Annotated in this window: 22 protein-coding genes; 6 read left to right on the top strand and 16 right to left on the bottom strand. The window is 44.1% G+C overall.

What is annotated here, in order from left to right; genetic code table 11:
* Positions 1–87: 87 nt before the first annotated feature.
* The 4 genes from ACHUFM_RS08805 to ACHUFM_RS08790 form a co-directional block, all read right to left on the bottom strand.
* Complete coding sequence (locus ACHUFM_RS08805) at positions 88–810, bottom strand: EAL domain-containing protein (RefSeq protein WP_394181494.1); 723 nt, start codon at positions 808–810, stop codon at positions 88–90.
* A 375-nt stretch (positions 811–1,185) separates the two neighbouring features.
* Positions 1,186–2,832, bottom strand: a complete 1,647-nt coding sequence (gene groL / locus ACHUFM_RS08800) for a chaperonin GroEL (RefSeq protein WP_394181492.1) — start codon at positions 2,830–2,832, stop codon at positions 1,186–1,188.
* Between the two features lie 59 nt (positions 2,833–2,891).
* Positions 2,892–3,182, bottom strand: coding sequence for a co-chaperone GroES (locus tag ACHUFM_RS08795; RefSeq protein WP_013796108.1), 291 nt, complete (start codon positions 3,180–3,182; stop codon positions 2,892–2,894).
* 126 nt (positions 3,183–3,308) lie between these two features.
* Positions 3,309–3,779 (bottom strand): FxsA family protein, encoded by a 471-nt coding sequence (locus ACHUFM_RS08790; protein WP_394181490.1) that lies wholly within the window; start codon positions 3,777–3,779, stop codon positions 3,309–3,311.
* Positions 3,780–3,827: 48 nt separating this feature from the next.
* Here ACHUFM_RS08790 and ACHUFM_RS08785 point away from each other — a divergent pair, with 48 nt between their 5' ends.
* Entirely contained in the window at positions 3,828–4,136 is a 309-nt protein-coding gene (locus tag ACHUFM_RS08785; protein WP_394181488.1) for an MGMT family protein, read from the top strand.
* Positions 4,137–4,184: 48 nt separating this feature from the next.
* Here the strand turns inward: ACHUFM_RS08785 and ACHUFM_RS08780 are convergent, their stop codons facing one another.
* Complete coding sequence (locus ACHUFM_RS08780) at positions 4,185–4,670, bottom strand: YajQ family cyclic di-GMP-binding protein (protein WP_063331242.1); 486 nt, start codon at positions 4,668–4,670, stop codon at positions 4,185–4,187.
* An 82-nt stretch (positions 4,671–4,752) separates the two neighbouring features.
* Here ACHUFM_RS08780 and ACHUFM_RS08775 point away from each other — a divergent pair, with 82 nt between their 5' ends.
* On the top strand, positions 4,753–5,700 hold the full coding sequence (locus tag ACHUFM_RS08775) for a ketopantoate reductase family protein (protein ID WP_394181486.1): 948 nt from the start codon (positions 4,753–4,755) through the stop codon (positions 5,698–5,700).
* A gap of 33 nt (positions 5,701–5,733) precedes the next feature.
* Here ACHUFM_RS08775 and ACHUFM_RS08770 read toward each other — a convergent pair whose 3' ends face one another.
* Both ACHUFM_RS08770 and ACHUFM_RS08765 read right to left on the bottom strand, forming a co-directional pair.
* Positions 5,734–6,567, bottom strand: coding sequence for a CvfB family protein (locus tag ACHUFM_RS08770; RefSeq protein WP_394181484.1), 834 nt, complete (start codon positions 6,565–6,567; stop codon positions 5,734–5,736).
* 58 nt (positions 6,568–6,625) lie between these two features.
* The gene (locus ACHUFM_RS08765; protein WP_394181605.1) at positions 6,626–7,180 is read right to left on the bottom strand and encodes a DUF1415 domain-containing protein; all 555 of its coding nucleotides are present in this window, start codon (positions 7,178–7,180) and stop codon (positions 6,626–6,628) included.
* A 165-nt stretch (positions 7,181–7,345) separates the two neighbouring features.
* Between ACHUFM_RS08765 and ACHUFM_RS08760 the strand changes: the two genes are divergently transcribed.
* Positions 7,346–8,539 carry a DEAD/DEAH box helicase gene (locus ACHUFM_RS08760; RefSeq protein ID WP_394181482.1) on the top strand — a complete coding sequence of 398 codons (1,194 nt, stop codon included), beginning with the start codon at positions 7,346–7,348 and terminating at the stop codon, positions 8,537–8,539.
* A gap of 90 nt (positions 8,540–8,629) precedes the next feature.
* On the opposite strand, the gene ACHUFM_RS08755 is transcribed toward ACHUFM_RS08760, so the two are convergent.
* The 5 genes from ACHUFM_RS08755 to ACHUFM_RS08735 form a co-directional block, all read right to left on the bottom strand.
* Entirely contained in the window at positions 8,630–9,769 is a 1,140-nt protein-coding gene (locus ACHUFM_RS08755) for a hypothetical protein (protein WP_394181480.1), read from the bottom strand.
* The gene (locus ACHUFM_RS08750; protein WP_394181478.1) at positions 9,769–11,325 is read right to left on the bottom strand and encodes a lipoprotein N-acyltransferase Lnb domain-containing protein; all 1,557 of its coding nucleotides are present in this window, start codon (positions 11,323–11,325) and stop codon (positions 9,769–9,771) included. Before ACHUFM_RS08750 ends, ACHUFM_RS08755 begins: the two co-directional genes overlap by 1 nt.
* Before the next feature lie 120 nt (positions 11,326–11,445).
* Positions 11,446–12,264, bottom strand: coding sequence for a hypothetical protein (locus tag ACHUFM_RS08745; protein ID WP_394181477.1), 819 nt, complete (start codon positions 12,262–12,264; stop codon positions 11,446–11,448).
* A 187-nt stretch (positions 12,265–12,451) separates the two neighbouring features.
* On the bottom strand, positions 12,452–13,066 hold the full coding sequence (ribA, locus tag ACHUFM_RS08740; RefSeq protein ID WP_394181475.1) for a GTP cyclohydrolase II: 615 nt from the start codon (positions 13,064–13,066) through the stop codon (positions 12,452–12,454).
* 135 nt (positions 13,067–13,201) lie between these two features.
* Positions 13,202–13,675, bottom strand: coding sequence for an Lrp/AsnC family transcriptional regulator (locus ACHUFM_RS08735; protein WP_113875551.1), 474 nt, complete (start codon positions 13,673–13,675; stop codon positions 13,202–13,204).
* A gap of 212 nt (positions 13,676–13,887) precedes the next feature.
* Here ACHUFM_RS08735 and leuA point away from each other — a divergent pair, with 212 nt between their 5' ends.
* Positions 13,888–15,561: a 2-isopropylmalate synthase gene (gene leuA, locus ACHUFM_RS08730; protein ID WP_394181473.1), complete on the top strand. Its 1,674-nt coding sequence runs from the start codon at positions 13,888–13,890 to the stop codon at positions 15,559–15,561.
* 81 nt (positions 15,562–15,642) lie between these two features.
* On the opposite strand, the gene ACHUFM_RS08725 is transcribed toward leuA, so the two are convergent.
* Complete coding sequence (locus tag ACHUFM_RS08725; RefSeq protein WP_394181471.1) at positions 15,643–16,002, bottom strand: hypothetical protein; 360 nt, start codon at positions 16,000–16,002, stop codon at positions 15,643–15,645.
* Between the two features lie 58 nt (positions 16,003–16,060).
* Positions 16,061–16,240, bottom strand: a complete 180-nt coding sequence (locus tag ACHUFM_RS08720; protein WP_394181469.1) for a Cro/CI family transcriptional regulator — start codon at positions 16,238–16,240, stop codon at positions 16,061–16,063.
* Between the two features lie 87 nt (positions 16,241–16,327).
* Here ACHUFM_RS08720 and ACHUFM_RS08715 point away from each other — a divergent pair, with 87 nt between their 5' ends.
* Entirely contained in the window at positions 16,328–16,984 is a 657-nt protein-coding gene (locus ACHUFM_RS08715) for a S24 family peptidase (protein WP_394181467.1), read from the top strand.
* Positions 16,985–17,133: 149 nt separating this feature from the next.
* On the top strand, positions 17,134–17,331 hold the full coding sequence (gene csrA / locus ACHUFM_RS08710) for a carbon storage regulator CsrA (protein ID WP_394181465.1): 198 nt from the start codon (positions 17,134–17,136) through the stop codon (positions 17,329–17,331).
* Here the strand turns inward: csrA and umuC are convergent, their stop codons facing one another.
* Positions 17,332–18,603, bottom strand: coding sequence for a translesion error-prone DNA polymerase V subunit UmuC (umuC, locus tag ACHUFM_RS08705; protein WP_394181463.1), 1,272 nt, complete (start codon positions 18,601–18,603; stop codon positions 17,332–17,334).
* Positions 18,600–19,049: a translesion error-prone DNA polymerase V autoproteolytic subunit gene (gene umuD / locus ACHUFM_RS08700; protein WP_394181461.1), complete on the bottom strand. Its 450-nt coding sequence runs from the start codon at positions 19,047–19,049 to the stop codon at positions 18,600–18,602. Before umuD ends, umuC begins: the two co-directional genes overlap by 4 nt.
* Between the last annotated feature and the right edge of the window lie 92 nt (positions 19,050–19,141).

The following is a 19,141-nucleotide window of genomic DNA, read 5'->3' as shown; positions in this document are numbered from 1 at the left end:
AGTTAGGCTGACTTTTTCGTTCAATATTTACACAAAAGACGCATTCTTAAAAAATGAACAGCCTCTCTAAAATCCCTTCTCAAAAAACTAAGCCCACTCTGATATAAAACGCTCTTTGAAATAAAAACCTTGCACATAATCTACCTCAATCTGACGAGCAAACGCCAAATCAGATTCTTTCTCCACCCCTTCCAATACCACTTTTTTGCCAGTCACCTTAGCAAAATCGATCATTTTTTCGACGAACACCATAAAATTAGCATCTAATCTTTGTTCTAGCACACATTTATCCAATTTAACCCACTCAACCAATTGCAGTACCGCGACCGACAACATGGATTTGGGGTTACATAAATCATCTAAAGCCGTTCTAACACCAAGCTTATTGAACACTTCAATCATCGACAAACTCATCAAGGCATCACTCATTTCAGAGTTTTCAATTAACTCAACAATCACTCTATCTTGGTCATGGTCTTGAATTAACTCTATGAAAGGATTCTCTTCGACGTCAGTTCCACATGCATAAAAGGCATCCTGATCCAGGTTTACAAACACCCTTTGTTGACGAGATAATCCTTCTAACTGAATGCGCTTTTGCGCCAATTCAACTTGCAACAATAACAACGGATTATCATGCAAAGCCGCATACACAAAATCAGGGCGAATCAAACTGCCATCCGCCATCTTAAAGCGCGACAATGCTTCATAGGCATACACATCACCGCTTTTTAATTCCACAATCGGTTGAAACTCTGCACCAAAGCGCTGTGACTCAATTAACTCTAATAACTTTCTATTGGATAACATTCTAAACAAGCCATATCTAACCGCTAAAAAAGGCTAATGATAATGATACTCATATAAAAAAAAGGCAAGCCAATCCGACCAAAAACCATATTTTTATAAGTATTTTCAAAATGTTAGAAAAAAAACAGACAATCAAATCTGCAGCACTTCACCCTTCAGAATCAAGCATTCTGATTATCGACCTAGTATGAAAAATGCGCCTCTTCACTTTTCTCTCGAAATGAGCAAGACACCACAATATAAAATTAAATCAACTAGCCAAGGAGACACTTAAATACCTAGCAGGCCTCATTAATGACACGAACACAAAAAAGCCCCGCTACCTTCCGGCAGCGGGGCTTCATTTTCAGCTAGGCTGAGGTGTTAGGGGCTGATTTACATCATGCCGCCCATGCCACCCATTCCGCCCATGCCACCCATATCTGGCATCGCTGGTGCGTCATCTTTTGGAAGATCCGCAATCATCGCTTCAGTGGTAATCATTAGACCAGCAACAGACGCTGCGGCTTGAAGCGCAGAACGAGTTACTTTCGCTGGATCCAGGATACCCATTTCCAACATGTCGCCGTAAACACCAGTGGCCGCGTTGTAACCGTAGTTACCTTCGCCTTGCTTCACTTTGTCTACCACAACAGACGCTTCGTCACCTGCGTTAGTCACGATCTGGCGCATTGGCGCTTCCATAGCACGAAGTGCTAGTGCAATACCAACGTTCTGATCTTCGTTGTCACCTTCTAGGCTAACCACTTTAGTCAATGCGCGAACCAAAGCAACACCACCACCAGCAACAACACCTTCTTCAACGGCTGCGCGAGTCGCATGAAGCGCATCGTCAACACGTGCTTTCTTCTCTTTCATTGCTACTTCTGTTGCAGCACCGATCTTGATAACCGCAACACCGCCAGCCAATTTCGCTACGCGCTCTTGCAATTTCTCTTTGTCGTAATCAGAAGAAGAGTTCGCGATTTCTGCACGAATTTGCTCAACACGAGACGTAATGTTCGCCGCTTGGCCAGCACCGTCTACGATGGTTGTGCTTTCTTTTGTCAACGTAACACGCTTCGCTGTACCTAGCTGCTCAAGTGTTGTACCTTCTAGGCTTAGACCAACTTCTTCAGAGATCACAGTCGCGCCCGTTAGGATCGCAATGTCTTCCAACATCGCTTTACGACGATCACCGAAACCAGGCGCTTTGGTTGCCGCCACTTTGACAATGCCGCGCATGCTGTTAACAACCAAAGTCGCCAACGCTTCGCCTTCAACATCTTCAGCAATGATCAATAATGGACGAGACGCTTTTGCAACACCTTCCAATACTGGTAGCAAATCACGGATGTTAGAGATTTTCTTGTCAACCAATAAGATGAATGGGTTTTCAAGTTCCGCACTCATGCTTTCTTGGTTATTGATGAAGTAAGGCGATAGGTAACCGCGATCGAACTGCATACCTTCTACTACGGCCAGCTCATCTTCAAAGCCAGAACCTTCTTCTACGGTGATAACACCTTCTTTACCAACACGCTCCATTGCTTCCGCAATGATTTTACCAACAGACGCATCAGAGTTCGCAGAAATAGTACCTACTTGCTCAACTGCACGCGTGTCAGCACAAGGTGTAGACAAGGCTGCGATTTCAGCAACAACGGCTTCAGCCGCTTTGTCGATACCGCGCTTAAGATCCATTGGGTTACGACCCGCTGCAACGGATTTAAGTCCTTCCGTTACCAAAGCTTGCGCCAATACTGTCGCCGTCGTTGTACCGTCACCCGCTACGTCGTTTGCTTGTGACGCCACTTCTTTGACCATTTGAGCGCCCATGTTCTCGAATTTGTTTTCCAATTCGATTTCTTTCGCCACGGTCACACCGTCTTTTGTCACTAATGGCGCGCCGAAAGATTTTTCGATGACAACATTACGACCCTTAGGTCCTAACGTTACTTTCACCGCATCGGCTAGTACGTTAACGCCTTTCAGCATTTGCTGACGTGCACTGTCTCCAAATTTAACTTCTTTAGCTGACATGCTCTAATACCTTTTAACTGTTTTAATGTTACAAAAATAAATAGGAAGGATAAGACGAATTAGGCTTCAATAACGCCGTAAATTTCATCTTCTTTCATGATAAGCAGTTCCTCACCGTTGATTTTTACTGTTTGGCCTGAGTATTGACCGAAAAGAACAGTATCACCAACACTAACAGCAAGCGCACTTACATCGCCATTAGACTGAATACGGCCAGTGCCCACAGCCAAAACCTCACCTTGTGTTGGTTTTTCTGTAGCAGATCCAGGTAGGACGATACCAGATGCGGTTGTTGTTTCTTCTTCTTTACGGCGAACAACGACACGATCGTGCAAAGGACGAATATTCATCAATCATTTTCTCCAATTAAAACAATACCAGGACTCCCCTGGCAGGACTTATCCCGCTTAGCTGCGAGAATCTCTATCGGACTTTTATATACGGTTGCTAATTTATTTTTCAACCCATCCAATAAATTATTTTTTATCAATTAAATCATTGTCTTCGTTAGCGTACTCGCCTTCGATGATGTCACCCTCTTTAGAGGATTCATAATAACCACGACTGCGCCACTGAGTACCGCGTGCCATTACAGAGCTCATTAACTTAACCACCAAACCTGCAGCAAACAACTTACGCAGCATAGGAATCAGCAACAAACCACCAATGGCATCGGTAACAAAACCAGGAATGAGCAAACACAAGCCAGCAAACAGCAACATCACGCCTTCAGCGACTTCTGATGCCGGCAGCTCACCACGACGCATTTTTTCTTGGGCCTTTAAAGAGGTCTCTAAACCTTGCTTACGAATCAGACTCACCCCTACAATAGCGGTTAGAAAGACCAAGCCCACTGTCGCCAAGCTACCGATTTCACTGCCAACTTGAATCAACACGGTCATTTCGATAATGGGCACAAGGATAAATAGTAACAACGCAAATCTCATGATTACCTTCTTTTGTTTTTGACTTACTCTATAACTATGGGCAATACCTTGACTAATCAAGCAATGACGCATTTTAAATCTCAAGTATTTCTGATTTTGCACCAGTCACAAACGGGTGAATGTTTCAGCTACGGAGAAATCGCCAAATTGGCAGGCTTCCCAGGTTACGCCAGGCAAGTTGGTCAGTTACTCAAAAAATTGCCTAAAGACACTAAGCTACCTTGGTATCGAGTCGTCAATGCTCAAAAGCGCATCAGCTTTGCCGAAGGAACAGACGCCTATATTCGACAAAAAGAAAAGTTAGAAAGCGAAGGCTGGCTAATTATGGGTGGAAAACTAAAATACAAAGACCAATAAATCTTGATAAAAACAGCCACCCACATTAGGTGGCTGTTTTTGCTAAAATCAGTCTCTAAAATTATTAAACTGCACGGGCTGTGACAAATCGGCACCGCGCAGTAAGGTCATAACCTGCTGTAAGTCATCACGTTTTTTACCCGTGACACGCAACTGATCACCTTGGATTTGCGCCTGCACTTTGATCTTACTGTCTTTGATCATTTTGACAATTTTTTTTGCTTCTGCTGTCTCAAGCCCTTCTTTCATTTTGACCGCTTGTGAGACACGCATATTGCCTTTTTCAATGTCTTCTTTTTCTAAACTTTTCAGATCAATACCACGATTAACGAGCTTTTGATTCAAAATATCCGACAATTGACGAAGCTGAGGCTCAGCTTCGGCTTGCATAACCACGCTGGATTTATCTTTTATTTCAAAGCTGGCTTTGACACCTTTAAAGTCGTAACGTGTTGTAATTTCTCGGTTTGCTTGATCTACGGCGTTACTTACTTCGTGCCAGTCCAGTTCAGAGACTACATCAAATGATGGCATTTTCTGCTCCTTTGCATTTTCAATCAGTTCGTTTGGCGCGATAATAGCAAGAATTGAAATAAAACACCTAATGGATCAAGTTATGAAACAATCTCCTTGGTTAGTGGTTGGCTCTGGTGCCATCGGCCTATTTTGGGCATGCAAACTTAAAAGCCTCGACCACAAAGTGCATCTGGTTTACCGAAGCACCGACCCCGGAAAAAAAATCACCCTAGATTCCTTAGTGGATGAAAGCGGACAACAGCAAGCCGAAACACACACTTATAAAATAAAGACGTTCACCGCCAACACTCTCGAAAAGCAATATCAAAAAGTACTCTTGTGCACCAAGTCATTTGACCTTGTCGAAGCGTATCAGCAAGTATCAGAACACCTAAGCGATGACGCTGACATCATTTGTCTGTGCAATGGTTTAGGCGCACAGGATCAATTACAAAAGCAAATAAAGCCTAAGCAGATCCTCTGGGCCGGCGTAACCAGTGAAGGGGTGCTTAAAATCGAGCACAATCACATCAAACACACCGGATTAGGCGATACTTATTTTGGCCCTTGGCTACCCTCGAAGGCGACCGCAGATTTTCCGCTAGAAGGGTTTGGGGTGCGTAACATTCACCAAAGAATCATCGAAAAGCTGGCCGTCAATGCCGTCATCAATCCCATCACCGCGATTTTCAATCTACACAATGGGGATATTTTGAATGATGAATATGACACCTTGATGGAAGCAACCCTAGCGGAATTAGAAAGCATCTTTACTCACCCTAAATTTGCTTACGCTGAGCACAGTCAACACTTGTCTTACGACAATCTTAAAAATCGCGTCAACACAGTCGCCAAACTTACGCGACTAAATCGTTCCTCCATGTTTGAAGACCTGCGTTTGCAAAGGCAAACTGAGAACGACTTTATCTCTGGCTTTTTGATGGAAAACAGCCCAATCAAACTAACGGTACAGCCTCTTCTCTACGAAGGCGTTAACCAGCCAAATTCTCGCCCTGAAGTACAAAAAAAGCTGCTAAGTCTTACTTAGCAGCTTTTGATAAACATACCGTTAACGTGAAAATTACAGCTTAGTCACTTTCTCTTTACTCAGGGCGATTTTCTTATCTTTATACAAAGCACCGAGTGCTTTTTTATACGTCGCTTTACTCACTTTAAATACTTTATAGATGGCTTCCGGAGACGCTTTATCAGTCAAATCCGATTCCCCACCTTGTGCATCCAAATAGTCCAATACATCATCCAGAATGTTACGTACTTTTTTGTAGCCGACCTCTTGAAGACTCAAATCGATTTTCCCGTCTTCACGCATCTGCTTAATATACGCGGTGGCTTTCTCGCCTTTGTACAACTGACGAAAAGCGTCTTCGAAGAATAATACCCCCCAAAAACGATTATCAATGATGCATTTGAAGCCAATATTAGTCTTATCACCAATCACCACAGAGACTTTATCACCCACACGATAAGGCGCGTCTTCTCGATTCAATAAAGGGTCAACCTTTGTCGTTGCTACGATACGATTGGTAATTTGATCAAGGTAAATAAACAATAAATGTGTTTCACCTTCTTCGACACGATTTTTTTGCTGGCTAAAAGGTACCAATAAATCTTTCGGCAATCCCCAATCAAAAAATGCGCCGACTTGATTGACCGCAACCGATTTCAAGGCTGCAAACTCACCAACTTGCGCTTTCGGAAAGTCAGTGGTGGCAATCAACTTATCATCGGAATCAAGGTAAACAAACACCTCAATTTCTTGGCCAATTTCAACCTGCTTAGGCACGTAGCGCTTTGGCAGTAAAATTTCACCCAATGTATCAGCATCCAAATAGACGCCAAACTCTTTTTCTTTAACGACTCTTAAGGTATTTAAGCGTCCAATTTGTGTAGCCATGGTTTCTCCGGCAAGGAATTTTTCACGCACTATACTGACTTATCTGTCGAGCGCAAGATTAGTTTGCATCCATGCAAGCTTTAAAAATGTCTTCCAATTTATTTCGCCCTAAGGCTTCCATTTTAGCAATATTTTCATCCGGTATTTGAGACGTATCGCCATAAAACTCAATGGCTTTATCCAAGCTGGCCTCTCGTAATATATGCAGCATAGGGTAAGGCGAACGGTTAGTGTAATTAGACACATCCTCCTCTTCTGCACCAGCAAAACAATAATCAGGATGAAAGGTGGCCAATTGGTAAACGCCTTCACATCCCTGATCAAACATAAGGTTCTCAGACATTTCCACGAAATCCAAGTAACGCTGAAAATCCTTAAACAAGGTAGGGAAAATGAGCAGCGTGGTTTCCGTTTCAGCATGCTCATCTAGCCACTGAATTTCAGACATCAATTCTTCTAAAGCGACATCGGTTTTTTTCGAACGTAACACGACAAGGCGCACGCTGTCTTTTTCCACTTCTCGCTTGGCAAAAGGGCAGACATTGTGACCCACAATAAAGTTTTTCACCCAATTCATTGTTTGGCCAACCACCAAATCATCTGATAACAACATACGACATTCTTCTTTCATAGTGACATTAACCACCGAATTAAATACACCTGTTTTAAAACGGCTTTTGATTTCGAAACAACATAAAACAAGGTATCATTCTGCTTATTAGCCTTTTGTCACTTTTATCGATACGAGGCACTTTTTTTATTGCAACAGAGAGATTACATGTCATTTGCTGAATTAGACCTAGATTACACGATCGAAGAAGCAATCAATAGCCTAGGTTTTGAAACACCTACCGAAATTCAACAGCAAGCCATCCCTGTTATTTTAGAGGGCTCCGACCTATTGGCGACCGCCCCAACTGGCACTGGCAAAACCATCGCGTTTTGCGCACCCGCCGTGCAACATGTTTTAGACCGCGATGAAACCTCCACAACGGCACCTAAAGTACTTATTCTAGCGCCTAGTCGTGAACTTGCCCGACAAATTTTCAATGTCATTGGTGGCCTAACACAACACACGCGCATTCAATCGCAGTTGATCATTGGCGGTACGCCATACGGGATGCAACAACAGCAACTTAGCGAACCTTGTGACATTCTGGTTGCAACACCAGGCCGCTTGGTAGAGCTTGATGAAAAGCAATGGCTAGACTTAACGGATGTCAGCTACTTCGTCATTGATGAAGCCGATCGCATGTTAGACATGGGCTTTGTTAACGCCATCAACAAGATTGCCAAAGAGCTTCCACAGGAACACCAAACCTTAATGTTCTCAGCCACCTTAGAAGGTGAAAAAATGGGACGCTTTGCCAGCGCCTTATTGAGTGCTGAAACGGAGCAAATTCGTCTTGGCGAATCATCGCGCACGGTTCCCGCTCAGATCCGCCAAGTGGCCTATCGAGTTGACGACGACGCACACAAAGAAGCCATGCTAAAGCATCTACTTAATAAAGAAGGGGTACAACAAACCGTGGTTTTTGTCTCCAATCGTGATCATGTGGATGTGTGGGTGCAAAAAATCCGCAACATGAACATCATGTGTGATGGCTTACATGGTGAAATGAAACAAGGCGATCGCAGTGAACATTTAAAACAAATGAAACGCGGACGCTTACAAGTACTCGTCGCCACCGATGTCGCATCACGAGGTATCGATTTACCAGAAATAAACACCGTGATTAACTTACGCTTGCCACGCAAAGCGGACTCTTACATTCACCGCGCCGGTCGCGCTTCACGAGAAGGTGCGCCAGGCGAATGCATTTCTTTGATCGACGTTAATGATTTACCGATGATTGAAAAGATTCAGCGTTTTATGCAAACCAACATTAAATTTGGCCGCATTGAAGGGCTCGAAGCGAAAACTAAAGCTAGATCGCCACGCAGCAAAAAGAAAAAGAAGAAAACAAAATAGACGCTAATTTTTTCCAGCTGAACAGAACAAGCGCCACCATATAAAGTGGCGCTTTTTTGTATTAAGGAAGATGCGAACAAGTCCTCTTCCTTAACACCCCTCAACAGACGTGGCACGAACCACAAACTGTTTGGCCGGACAAGCGACCGAACTCGGTACTTGTGTGGTATCACCAAAGCAGCTTCCCGCATTCATATTGACATGATTTCTCAGCACACCACGGTGTACCACAGGCCCGGTGGACGAACATTGCACGGTGAAATTTACATTCACACACGACACAAGCTCTGGCTTGATAACGGGTAATGTAGCAAAAACATGTTTTTCTCCATAACAGCTTCTTGCCCCCATACGTGCGCCTGACGTCAGTTTGCTTAGGTAAATCTGCTTATTTCTAGCCTCTTCCTCTTTGGCTCTTTGCTGCGCCAATACACGCGCCTCCTTTTCCTGACGACGCTTTTCTTCCGCTAGACGACGTTCTTCATCTTGCTTACGACGTAACGCTTCTGCCTGACGTCTTTGCTCCGCCTGACGTCTTGCTTGTTCTTGTTGTTGCTGTAAATTTGCCATAGCTTTTTGTTGCTGCTGTTGCACACGACGTTGTTGAGCCTGCTGCTCACGCTTTTGACGCTCTTTTGCTTGGCGCTGCGCTTCAATTGCCTGCATTTGACGATTAAAATCCGCTTTCTGACGGGCTAAATCCGCCTGTAGCTGGCTATTCAACTGAGTCAAAGCCGAGCTCAATGCCGCCATAGTACCGCCCGATGATGAGCCGCCTGAGTTATAGCTTGGCGCCTCGTCACGACAGTCCCAAGAATCCAAACGCCCAGCAACACATTGAGAATATTGTCGAGCAATGGGACAACGGCTAGCACAACGAGCTTCTAATTTACGCTGAGCAGCAAGGCGTTGTTTTTCTTTGTAATATTTCTCTTGATCCTTACGATAAGCAATTAACTCGTTAAGACGTTGCTTTGAATCCTGATTAAACATCAAAGGACGCGCTTTCTTGATCTCTTTATCTGCACAAACAAAGTCTTCATCGTCCGCACAGCGATAACCTGCCTCAATGGCATCATCGAACTCCATTTGATCCAGACGATCCAATTGATCCAACTGATCAAGCATTTTCAGCGTATCTTGTTGCGAGGTTTCAGCCATCGCCGTCATGGTCACTGGGCTCAGCAGCAACAAACAGATCAAGCCACCGGTTAATATGGGTTTCTTCATTAGAACAAGGCCTCCAAAGTCTCAATATTATCGAGCGTTTGCACCAGCTCTTGCTCTAGTACTTTTAGCTCTTTCATCTGCTGATGATCGTCTGGTACCGCTGACGCCATCATATTGAATATTTTCTGCTGCGCTTGTTGCGAGCCACATTGCCAATCTGTATTAGACTGAAAATCTGCTAACGCCCCAATATCAGGAATGCCATCAAAACGTGGCACCAACATTTGTATTTGCAATAACGGTTGCACATAGCAATGCTGTAAAAGTTGCTTGTCCAAACTGTTCGGTAAAGCCTGAAGTTGCGCCTGCATAACGTCTATTAACTGTAACTCAATCACAATGTCGATCACTTTACGGAACAGTTCAAATCGCAAAAACACCAACTGTCGCTCTTCAAGCAATAACTGCGCCTCCAACAAATAATCATTGTTGGCTAAGGTCGCATACACAGAATCAGACACCAATACGTCATACATTCGCTGAGCTGCGCGAGTTTGATCATATTGTTCTAGGTTTTCATAAGGATACGAATCGATCACATCCGCCAAGGCAATTAATGCTTGTTGGTAATACATGCGATTGCGAGGAAAAAAGTAACCTTGCGATTCAGCCTTTTCCAAGGAAGCCAACACCTCACCACGTGTAAATGGACTACTTTTCAATGTGTTGAACAGTGAATCTGGGCGAAGGTAGTTCAGCTCTGCATCAGATTGGCCTTCCAGCTGCAAAGCCTTATTCAATAAATCCTGCAGCAATGTGGCGCAATTGGCAGTAATAAACCGATAATTACCTCGATAGCTCCAATGGATTTCCGATAAGTCCCTTACGACTTGTTCAACCTGCTGAGCGGATAAATTTAATGGTAAAGAATACAAATCGCGATCAGCCAATAAGGTATTAGCACGAAATACTTCACGGAAAGTCGAACCAAATAAATGCGCATCATAACCACCGAAAAAGCCCTTCAACAAATTCATGGAAAAGCCATCAATCCGAGCCACATACCCTAAGAACACATGGTTAAACAGATTTCGCTGACAGGCCTCTAAGCTAGATGACATGTCTGGACACACCAGCAGTCGTACCGACACATGGCCAAAAGAAGACGCGATACCCTCACCTTCTGACGCAAACACCAGATGAACCTCTCGCACCTGCTGTGGATCGATTGACACCAATTGACCGCCTTGATTGGAGTCAAATAGATAAAAAGGAACAGGCTCATGGCAGTCGTCATAACTGACGTGCGCTTGATAACGACGAGCGAAATATGAGGCATAAATCGGATGACGGCAGGCAAAGTCTTTCTCTATTAGATATTCGCGTAGAATCAACGCATAAACGGCTTCTTGTGACTGATGCCGGTCTTTAATGAGTTCGCGAGCATGCTGAAAACGTTCATCGGCTTGCAATTCGGATGAAAGTAAATCAACAGAAAACGATTCAGATTCAGTCGGTATCTTATGCACATTGGTCAACTGAGACAACTGCCTGCACAACAAGGCGTCTTGCTGTGCAGTCATCATTAAGGCTGGTGCTTTATCAGATAGCAGCAAAACCATTGCCTCATCACAATGATTTTCTGGCTTATTTGCCTTAGGCGTTATCGTGCATCCTTGCAATAATATAAGCAGGCTAATCAGCGCACTTATTGGTATACAGCGCATCATATTATTCTACTGAGAGGCTTTTGCGACCATAGAATCCGGTTTTGCCCATCGCACCGCATGCCCTTCGATCGCATCCAGCCTTTCTTGAATGTCTTTACGGTCCGAGTACACAGTTGGAGAAGAGATAATGTCACTGAAAGTAAATAATGGCAGCCCCGTCATCAGCGTCGAACTTTCTGATGCATCTGAATTTTGAATCGCCCGTGGAAATGAGTTCAGAAAATAAAAATAAGGATTCTCATCCAACGCTTTCTCCAAGCTTTCAATTTTGGCTAAGCGATCTTTTTGCGCTTTTTGTACGGTATACTGGCGCTGCCAATACTCAGCCTGTTCTTGGCTTTTCTCCACACCATCACCGCTTTCATAGCGACCAATCATGCGCTGCATGGCAGCCAAATCCCCTTGCCCCGCTTTAGCCCAATCATCTTCCAGCGCTTGCTTGGCTAGACGCTCATTTTCAAGCGCCAATTTGCGGGCCGCTTCTGCATCTCGTTGCTTCTTCATCGCCAAACCATAAGCCGTTAAACTGGCCTGTTGCGGCATGGTGATACGAACTCGCTGGGGACGGTTGGAAGTCGCATCCACTTGCTGAGAAAAAACTTTCTCTTGCTCTTTGCTAATGCTTTGCACAGCTTTTACTTGATAAGAACCTTCCTCCAACACCACAGCTTCACGAGCAAAATCCGAACACTCAAACTTTAATTCGTCATTCACATACACCTTGACACCATTAGTGTTTTCCTGACAATAAATTCCGATTAATGCATTATCGGCCATGGTGATTGATGACCCTAAAGCAAGCAAAATAAGAGACGTTTTTTTCATAACCGCACCCTTTTAATGGTTCTATTACTGCACAACGTTATAAAAGCAATTTTTTGATCTATCTGGCTTTTCTGTCAAATATTGGTCAAGACTACTCAAAAAATGCACAGAGTCCAATTCATCAAGGCACAAAAAAGCCCCTTTCGGGGCTTCTGAAACAAAATTTAACATTTTCGCCAAGAGCTTATTAATCAAACTTCAAGGTATGCTGTTTGCGCTTCGCCTTGGTTTCTAGATACTGACGGTTGTGCTGGTTTACATGTACCTTGGTTGGCACCAATTCAACCACATCAATGCCGTGCTCTTTTAGTTGTTGAGCCTTGTCTGGATTGTTGGTGAGTAATCTCACCTTACTCACGCCCAGCGCAAGCAACATATCAGCCGCAACCCCAAAATCACGACCATCGTCTGGTAAATGCAACATTTCGTTGGCCTGATAAGTGTCATAGCCTTGATCTTGTAAAGCATAGGCTTCTAACTTGGCATACAAACCAATACCGCGTCCTTCTTGTCGTAAATACAGAATGTAACCACCCTCTTCGTTAATACGATCAATCGCTTCATCAAGCTGCTCACCACAATCGCAACGGCCGGAGCCAAATACGTCTCCGGTTAAACACTCTGAATGCAGACGAACCAATGGCACATAGTCCGTTTGTTCCGTGTAAGCTGGCTTGCCTTCAAAATATATCCCTATGTGTTCTTTACCAGAGTCATCCCCATTAAAGGAAATAAACTCAGCGGTCACGTCACCGGCGCGTACCGGAATCATTACTCGACGCTTAATGGTCAAATCTGTCATTACTGCTCTCTCTAGGGATGATTTATGACACAAAGTATAACGCCCTTACATTTGGTCAAATATGAAAAAATCAATATTAATCCGTTGTTTCTTTCATTCTTTTCTACTTGATTCACTGATTGCGGATTCACCGGCTTAGGCTAAATGATCTAACGGCAACGCAGTTCGGTTAATAATACGCCTCAATAAAAAGCTGGAATGCACACCTGTGACGCCCGCTATGCGTGTTAATTTCCCCAGTAGAAATTCCTGATATTTATCCATGTCTTCCACCACGACTTCTAATAAGTAGTCTGCAGATTGACCCGTTACCAAATTACAGGATTTCACTTCTGGGTAGGATTCCACCAAGGACTCAAAGACTTCAAACCGTTCCGGTGTGTGCCTGTCCATACTGATCTGGATAAAGGCGGTAAGTTTTAACCCCAGTTTCTTTTGATCTAATAAAGTCACACTGCGATCAATCACACCGGTCTCTTCTAACGCTTTCACACGACGTAAGCAAGGCGAAGCCGATAATCCAACGCGATCCGCCAACTCTTGATTGGTCAAGCTAGAATCTTGCTGTAACTCACGCAAAATATTCAAATCAATCTTATCAAAACCCAAAACATAAGCCTCATATTGCCAATTTATTCTTTATGTACGCAATATAATGCTATTTAGATTGAAAATTCCATAAAAAACGCAATCTTTTACCCTAGAAAATTCGCTATTATATAACCATAACGAAATCACTGAGGAAGCCACCATGCTTCCTTACGACGCAAACTGTTTACCATCGGAGCTTATCCGCTCCTTAACATAAGAAGGGAAAGATCATGACCTCTTTTGATCACACTAAGTACAGACCATTCCAGCCGGTCGCCATTGAAAACCGCACTTGGCCAGACCAAGAAATCACTAAAGCACCGATTTGGTCTAGCGTTGACCTGCGCGATGGCAACCAAGCTCTGGTTGAACCTATGACTGTGGAACAAAAGAAACAATTCTTCGCCTTACTAGTAGACGTCGGTTTTAAAGAAATCGAAGTTGGCTTCCCAGCCGCTTCTCAATTGGATTTTGATTTTGTACGTTGGTTAATTGAAGAAAACCAAGTACCTGACGATGTCTACATTCAAGTACTAACACAAGCACGCCCTGAGTTGATTGAGCGTACATATGAGTCTCTTAAAGGCGCAAAAAAAGCCATTGTTCATGTTTACAACTCAACGTCTAAAACCCAGCGTGAGCAAGTCTTTCGTTTAGGTAAGGACGGCATTAAAGAAATTGCCGTAAAAGGCGCTCAATGCGTTAAAGAACATGCCGCGAAACACCCCGAAACAGAATGGGTATTCCAATATTCACCTGAAAGCTTCACAGGCACAGAAACGGACTTCGCCGTCGAAGTGGTGGATGCCGTTGCCGACGTGTGGCAACCAACCCCAGACAACAAAATCATCATTAACTTGCCTGCAACGGTAGAAGTGGCAACACCAAACCGTTTTGCTGATCAAATCGAATACTTCTGTCGCCAAGTAAAACAGCGTGACAGCATGATCATCAGCCTTCACACTCACAACGACCGTGGTTGTGGGGTTGCGGCGGCAGAACTTGGTCTAATGGCTGGCGCTGACCGTATTGAAGGAACCTTACTAGGCAATGGTGAACGAACCGGCAACATGGATGTGGTCACTATGGCCATGAACATGTACAGCCAAGGCATTGATCCAGAGTTAGCGTTAGGCGACATGGACCGCATCATAAGTGTGGTTCAAGCTTGCACCCTATTACAAGTTCATCCGCGCCATCCTTACGCAGGTGAATTGGTGTTTACCGCTTTCTCTGGCTCTCACCAAGACGCCATCAAGAAATGCTTGGCGAATCAGACTGACGACAAACCTTGGGATGTGGCTTACTTGCCAATCGATCCTCGTGATGTGGGTCGCAGCTACCAAGAAGTCATTCGTGTTAACAGCCAATCAGGTAAAGGCGGTGTAGCTTACACTCTTGAGCAAGAATATGGCTTGGCGTTGCCACGTTGGTTGCAAGTTGAATTCAGCCCAATCGTACAACAATTTGCTGAACAAGATGGTGGTGTGGTAAATGCCGAATCCATGAAAGATTTGTTTGAATCTCGCTTTATGACGGGCAACAAGCCATACCAGCTTGGTAAATACGATCACACTAAAGACGATGTGGATACGGTACATGCAGATCTTAATAGCGAATCGGGTGCTGTGAAGATCACAGGAACGGGCAATGGCGCTCTGTCTGCTTTCAGCGAAGCCTTGGGCAAGCACTTCGGTATGCGTGTGGACATCATTCAATACCAAGAGCATGCGTTAACCGTTGGCAGCGACTCACAAGCCATCGCTTATGTACAAGCGAACATTGACGGCGATCGTTTTAATGGGGTTGCCATTGACAGCGACATCGTATCGGCCTCTGTGCAGGCCTTGATGGCAACGGTAAACCAAAAAGTATTACAAAATACGAATGCCAATGTCGCCTAACTGAATACGCTCTTCCAATCAGCGTTGTTCGAAACGCTGATGATCCCAATCAAAAGCCAAGCTGTTAAAACAGGTTGGCTTTTATTTTGCGACTTCCTCTCTTTTTTTCTGACAATCATGACGTTCGGCATCTGCATCAAATGATGCTAAACTGAAGTTCGAAAAATCTGCAGCAGTCGAAAAAGCCACATGATGCGCCGCGCCAATTAAAGCCGTTTCATAAGGCTTAATCGGCGCTAATATCAAAGTATCCTTTAATGCTTCATCAATCGTCTTCTGTGTCTCTATTAGATGCTGACAAGCATGAGTATCTTCCAAACCATAACGATAAAAACAAGCAAGTGTGTTTGAACATTGGTAACTTAATACTGACAACGCTCTAGCCAGTGAGAAATGACTCGCTCTAGCATTTTTATGCGCTTTTTTCTTTTGGTCGTTCACAGTTTCCTCTCCTGAAAACACAAAACGCTCCATAAACTTCACAGAACGAATATACAAGTTAGCGAATGTATAGCTTAGGATCGTATTTCAATACGCCGTTAGTGAGCTTCTCAATTCGCAATGCTTGTTTTTCAGGGATAACGCGACCCCATTGAGAAACCGAACTTTTAGAGATACTCAACATATTAGCCAGCTGTTGCTGAGTACCAAAATAACGAACGACTTTTTCCTTGTGCATGTTCACCAAACCATAAAGTTAAAAGTTTATTACTTTAAACAATACAAGTGAATAAAAATAAACTCAAGTTAGTTTAGCATTCTTAACATGGATATTTCAGATCGTATTCGACAAAAAATGACAGAACATCACCTAAGGGCTGTCGACCTAACAAAGATGACAGGTGCGACCAAAGGATCGGTCAGCCAGTGGCTTAACGGCATTTCATCGCCTGGTGGTAAATACATCATCCCGCTTACTAAAGCATTACAATGTGATGCCAATTGGTTATTTGGTGGCGTATCAGCCCAGCCACATACCTCATCACACCCACAGCAGGATACATCCTTCAACCCATGCTTTATCAGCAAGCAAGTCCCTATTATCAGTCACGAACAAGCTGAGACCTGGCGAGACTTTGCTGACAAAGCCAGCCTAAAAGACCAATTAGAGTGGGAATACGCGCCTGCCGCCATAAGCCATCAAGCTTTTTGGCTAAAAGTCATTGGTGATAGTATGGTCTCTCCAGTAGGCCACAGCATTAGCGAATCCCACATCATCTTAGTAGACCCTTGCATGCAAGCCCAAAACGGTGACTTAGTGGTCGCAAAGATTGATGCCACAAAAGAAGTGACCTTTAAGAAACTCATCATTGATGCTGGTCAAACGTATCTCAAACCCCTAAACCCGAACTACCGACCAATAGAAGTCACCGATAAATGTCGGGTGATTGGCGTTGTCAGAGAAGCCAGATTGAAACTCTAGGCTATTGGAAACACCAATGAAAAAAGCGAGCCTGGCTCGCTTTTTTCAGGTTTGGACTTTCAACAAATTAAAAAGTTTATTTTTATTGACTTTAAATAGGTTGTTTTTATAAACTTCTCATCATTCATTGCATCCATATTGAGGACCCCATGCTGATTTTAACCCGACGAATCAATCAAACCATCAACATTGACTCGAACATTCAAGTCACCATATTAGGCATTAAGGGAAAACATGTTCGCGTTGGCGTCAGCGCTCCAAAAGACATCACCGTACACAGAGAAGAAATTTTCAAACGCATTGAAGCAGAAAAAGTAAAAGACGATAACCTATCCTATTGGCCTTAATCATCGCACTAAAGGCAAATCTTTCCATTGCGTGGTATAGCAAGGAGATAAATGCTCGCGTTTCATGGACCATTGTGGAGTCACCCCCTGAGCTGCAAAAAACAGATTCCCCAAGCCACTCTGGTTAATATGGTCAACCACTATCATCAATTGCTTTGATTTAGCGTTATGAGTAGCAGAGTCAAAAAGGTCGGTTGGAAAGGCGCCGTGTTCATAAAAATCAGACAACATCACACCAGCCTTCATGTAACGAAACCCAGACCGCCAAATACGATTAAAAATAACATTGGCGACGTCTAGTAAATCCCGCGTATCGTCAGTGGGATTAGGCAATTCAACGGATAAGGTTTTGGCATAAAAAGGCTCATGCGGAATGTGTGGGCTGGTGCGAATAGACACACTCACCACCCGACAACAACGCCTCTCAGCACGTAATTTTTCGGCCGCACGGCACGTGTATTTAGACACGGCTTCTCGTAATTCTCGTTGCTCGGTGATTTTGTAACCAAAAGAACGACTGCAGATAATTTGCTGCTTTACGGGCCGAACAGATTCCAGAGACAGACAAGACACGCCATTAAGTTCTCGCACCGTACGCTCTAATACCACAGAAAACTCACGACGAACCAGCTTAGGATCAACTTGCGCCAGATCTAAGGCGGTATAAATCCCCTGTGCACGCAAACGCTCACTCAAACGTCGTCCGACACCCCAGACCTCACCGACATCGACTAAAGCAAGTAAACGCCGCTGTCGATCAGGGGCCATCAAATCCACCACAGCTCCTGTCGCCGGGTATTTTTTTGCCGCGTAATTCGCCAACTTAGCCAATGTTTTACTGGGAGCAATGCCGATACCAACGCTAATCCCTGTCCATTTGTCTACTTTCGCCTTCACACGCCGACCAAACGACAACAGACCTTCTGCCGCTGCGACACCACTCAAGTCCAAAAACGCTTCATCAATAGAGTACTCTTCGACTTGTGGTGCCTCTTGCTCCAACAAGGTCATCACTCGACTCGACATATCCGCATACAGAGCATAATTAGATGAAAAACATACCACCCCATGCTGCTCAATATCCGCTTGCACCTGAAACATGGGCACCCCCATTTTTATGCCCAATGCTTTGGCCTCCTTCGAACGAGCAACAATGCAACCATCATTATTCGATAAAACCACCACAGGCCTGTCTTTCAGATCTGGACGAAACAATTTCTCACAACTGGCATAAAAATTATTGCAGTCCACCAGAGCAAACACACTTTTCATGCCCCGCGCTCTAGCTTACGAATCACACTGGTAACGACACCAAACACTTCGAATTCTGACTCCTCAGTAATGGGGATCGCTTTATAGGCTTTGTTTTTCGGTCTTAGCACTACATCTGGCTTTAACTCCAATACCTTGACCGTCATTTCTCCGTGTAAGCAAGCAATAATGGTGTCACAATGACATGCCGTTAATGAGCGATCCACCACTAATACATCGCCACTGCGAATACCCGCTTCGATCATAGAATCCCCTTGCGCACGAACAAAAAATGTTGCTGCCGGATGGGGAATACACAACTCATTCAAATCCAATGTTTTCTCAACAAAGTCCTGAGCAGGAGAAGGAAAACCCGCTGATACCGCCTCACCATAGAAGGGAATCAAAATGCTGTTTTCAGCGATATAGGAAGCAGAGCCAGACGCTCCAAGATAAGTCAAACGCATACACGACACCCAAACCATACTGTATAAACATACAGTATAGTTACCAAATCCAAACTGACCAAGTGTATTTTTGTGAAAAATGCAGATTTCAG

The sequence above is a fragment of the Marinomonas posidonica genome (assembly GCF_043643765.1).
Taxonomy (GTDB): domain Bacteria; phylum Pseudomonadota; class Gammaproteobacteria; order Pseudomonadales; family Marinomonadaceae; genus Marinomonas; species Marinomonas posidonica_A.
The sequence above is the reverse complement of the archived record's forward strand: the minus strand, read 5'-3'. Positions and strand labels throughout refer to the sequence as shown.

What these genes read in the sequence shown, in the direction of transcription:
- ACHUFM_RS08805 (WP_394181494.1), bottom strand. Translation starts at nt 810, where the DNA reads ATGTTATCCAATAGAAAGTTATTAGAGTTAATTGAGTCACAGCGCTTT.
- groL (WP_394181492.1), bottom strand. Translation starts at nt 2,832, where the DNA reads ATGTCAGCTAAAGAAGTTAAATTTGGAGACAGTGCACGTCAGCAAATG.
- ACHUFM_RS08795 (WP_013796108.1), bottom strand. Translation starts at nt 3,182, where the DNA reads ATGAATATTCGTCCTTTGCACGATCGTGTCGTTGTTCGCCGTAAAGAA.
- ACHUFM_RS08790 (WP_394181490.1), bottom strand. Translation starts at nt 3,779, where the DNA reads ATGAGATTTGCGTTGTTACTATTTATCCTTGTGCCCATTATCGAAATG.
- ACHUFM_RS08780 (WP_063331242.1), bottom strand. Translation starts at nt 4,670, where the DNA reads ATGCCATCATTTGATGTAGTCTCTGAACTGGACTGGCACGAAGTAAGT.
- ACHUFM_RS08775 (WP_394181486.1), top strand. Translation starts at nt 4,753, where the DNA reads ATGAAACAATCTCCTTGGTTAGTGGTTGGCTCTGGTGCCATCGGCCTA.
- ACHUFM_RS08770 (WP_394181484.1), bottom strand. Translation starts at nt 6,567, where the DNA reads ATGGCTACACAAATTGGACGCTTAAATACCTTAAGAGTCGTTAAAGAA.
- ACHUFM_RS08765 (WP_394181605.1), bottom strand. Translation starts at nt 7,180, where the DNA reads ATGTTGTTATCAGATGATTTGGTGGTTGGCCAAACAATGAATTGGGTG.
- ACHUFM_RS08760 (WP_394181482.1), top strand. Translation starts at nt 7,346, where the DNA reads ATGTCATTTGCTGAATTAGACCTAGATTACACGATCGAAGAAGCAATC.
- ACHUFM_RS08755 (WP_394181480.1), bottom strand. Translation starts at nt 9,769, where the DNA reads ATGAAGAAACCCATATTAACCGGTGGCTTGATCTGTTTGTTGCTGCTG.
- ACHUFM_RS08745 (WP_394181477.1), bottom strand. Translation starts at nt 12,264, where the DNA reads ATGAAAAAAACGTCTCTTATTTTGCTTGCTTTAGGGTCATCAATCACC.
- ribA (WP_394181475.1), bottom strand. Translation starts at nt 13,066, where the DNA reads ATGACAGATTTGACCATTAAGCGTCGAGTAATGATTCCGGTACGCGCC.
- leuA (WP_394181473.1), top strand. Translation starts at nt 13,888, where the DNA reads ATGACCTCTTTTGATCACACTAAGTACAGACCATTCCAGCCGGTCGCC.
- ACHUFM_RS08720 (WP_394181469.1), bottom strand. Translation starts at nt 16,240, where the DNA reads ATGCACAAGGAAAAAGTCGTTCGTTATTTTGGTACTCAGCAACAGCTG.
- ACHUFM_RS08715 (WP_394181467.1), top strand. Translation starts at nt 16,328, where the DNA reads ATGGATATTTCAGATCGTATTCGACAAAAAATGACAGAACATCACCTA.
- csrA (WP_394181465.1), top strand. Translation starts at nt 17,134, where the DNA reads ATGCTGATTTTAACCCGACGAATCAATCAAACCATCAACATTGACTCG.
- umuC (WP_394181463.1), bottom strand. Translation starts at nt 18,603, where the DNA reads ATGAAAAGTGTGTTTGCTCTGGTGGACTGCAATAATTTTTATGCCAGT.
- umuD (WP_394181461.1), bottom strand. Translation starts at nt 19,049, where the DNA reads ATGCGTTTGACTTATCTTGGAGCGTCTGGCTCTGCTTCCTATATCGCT.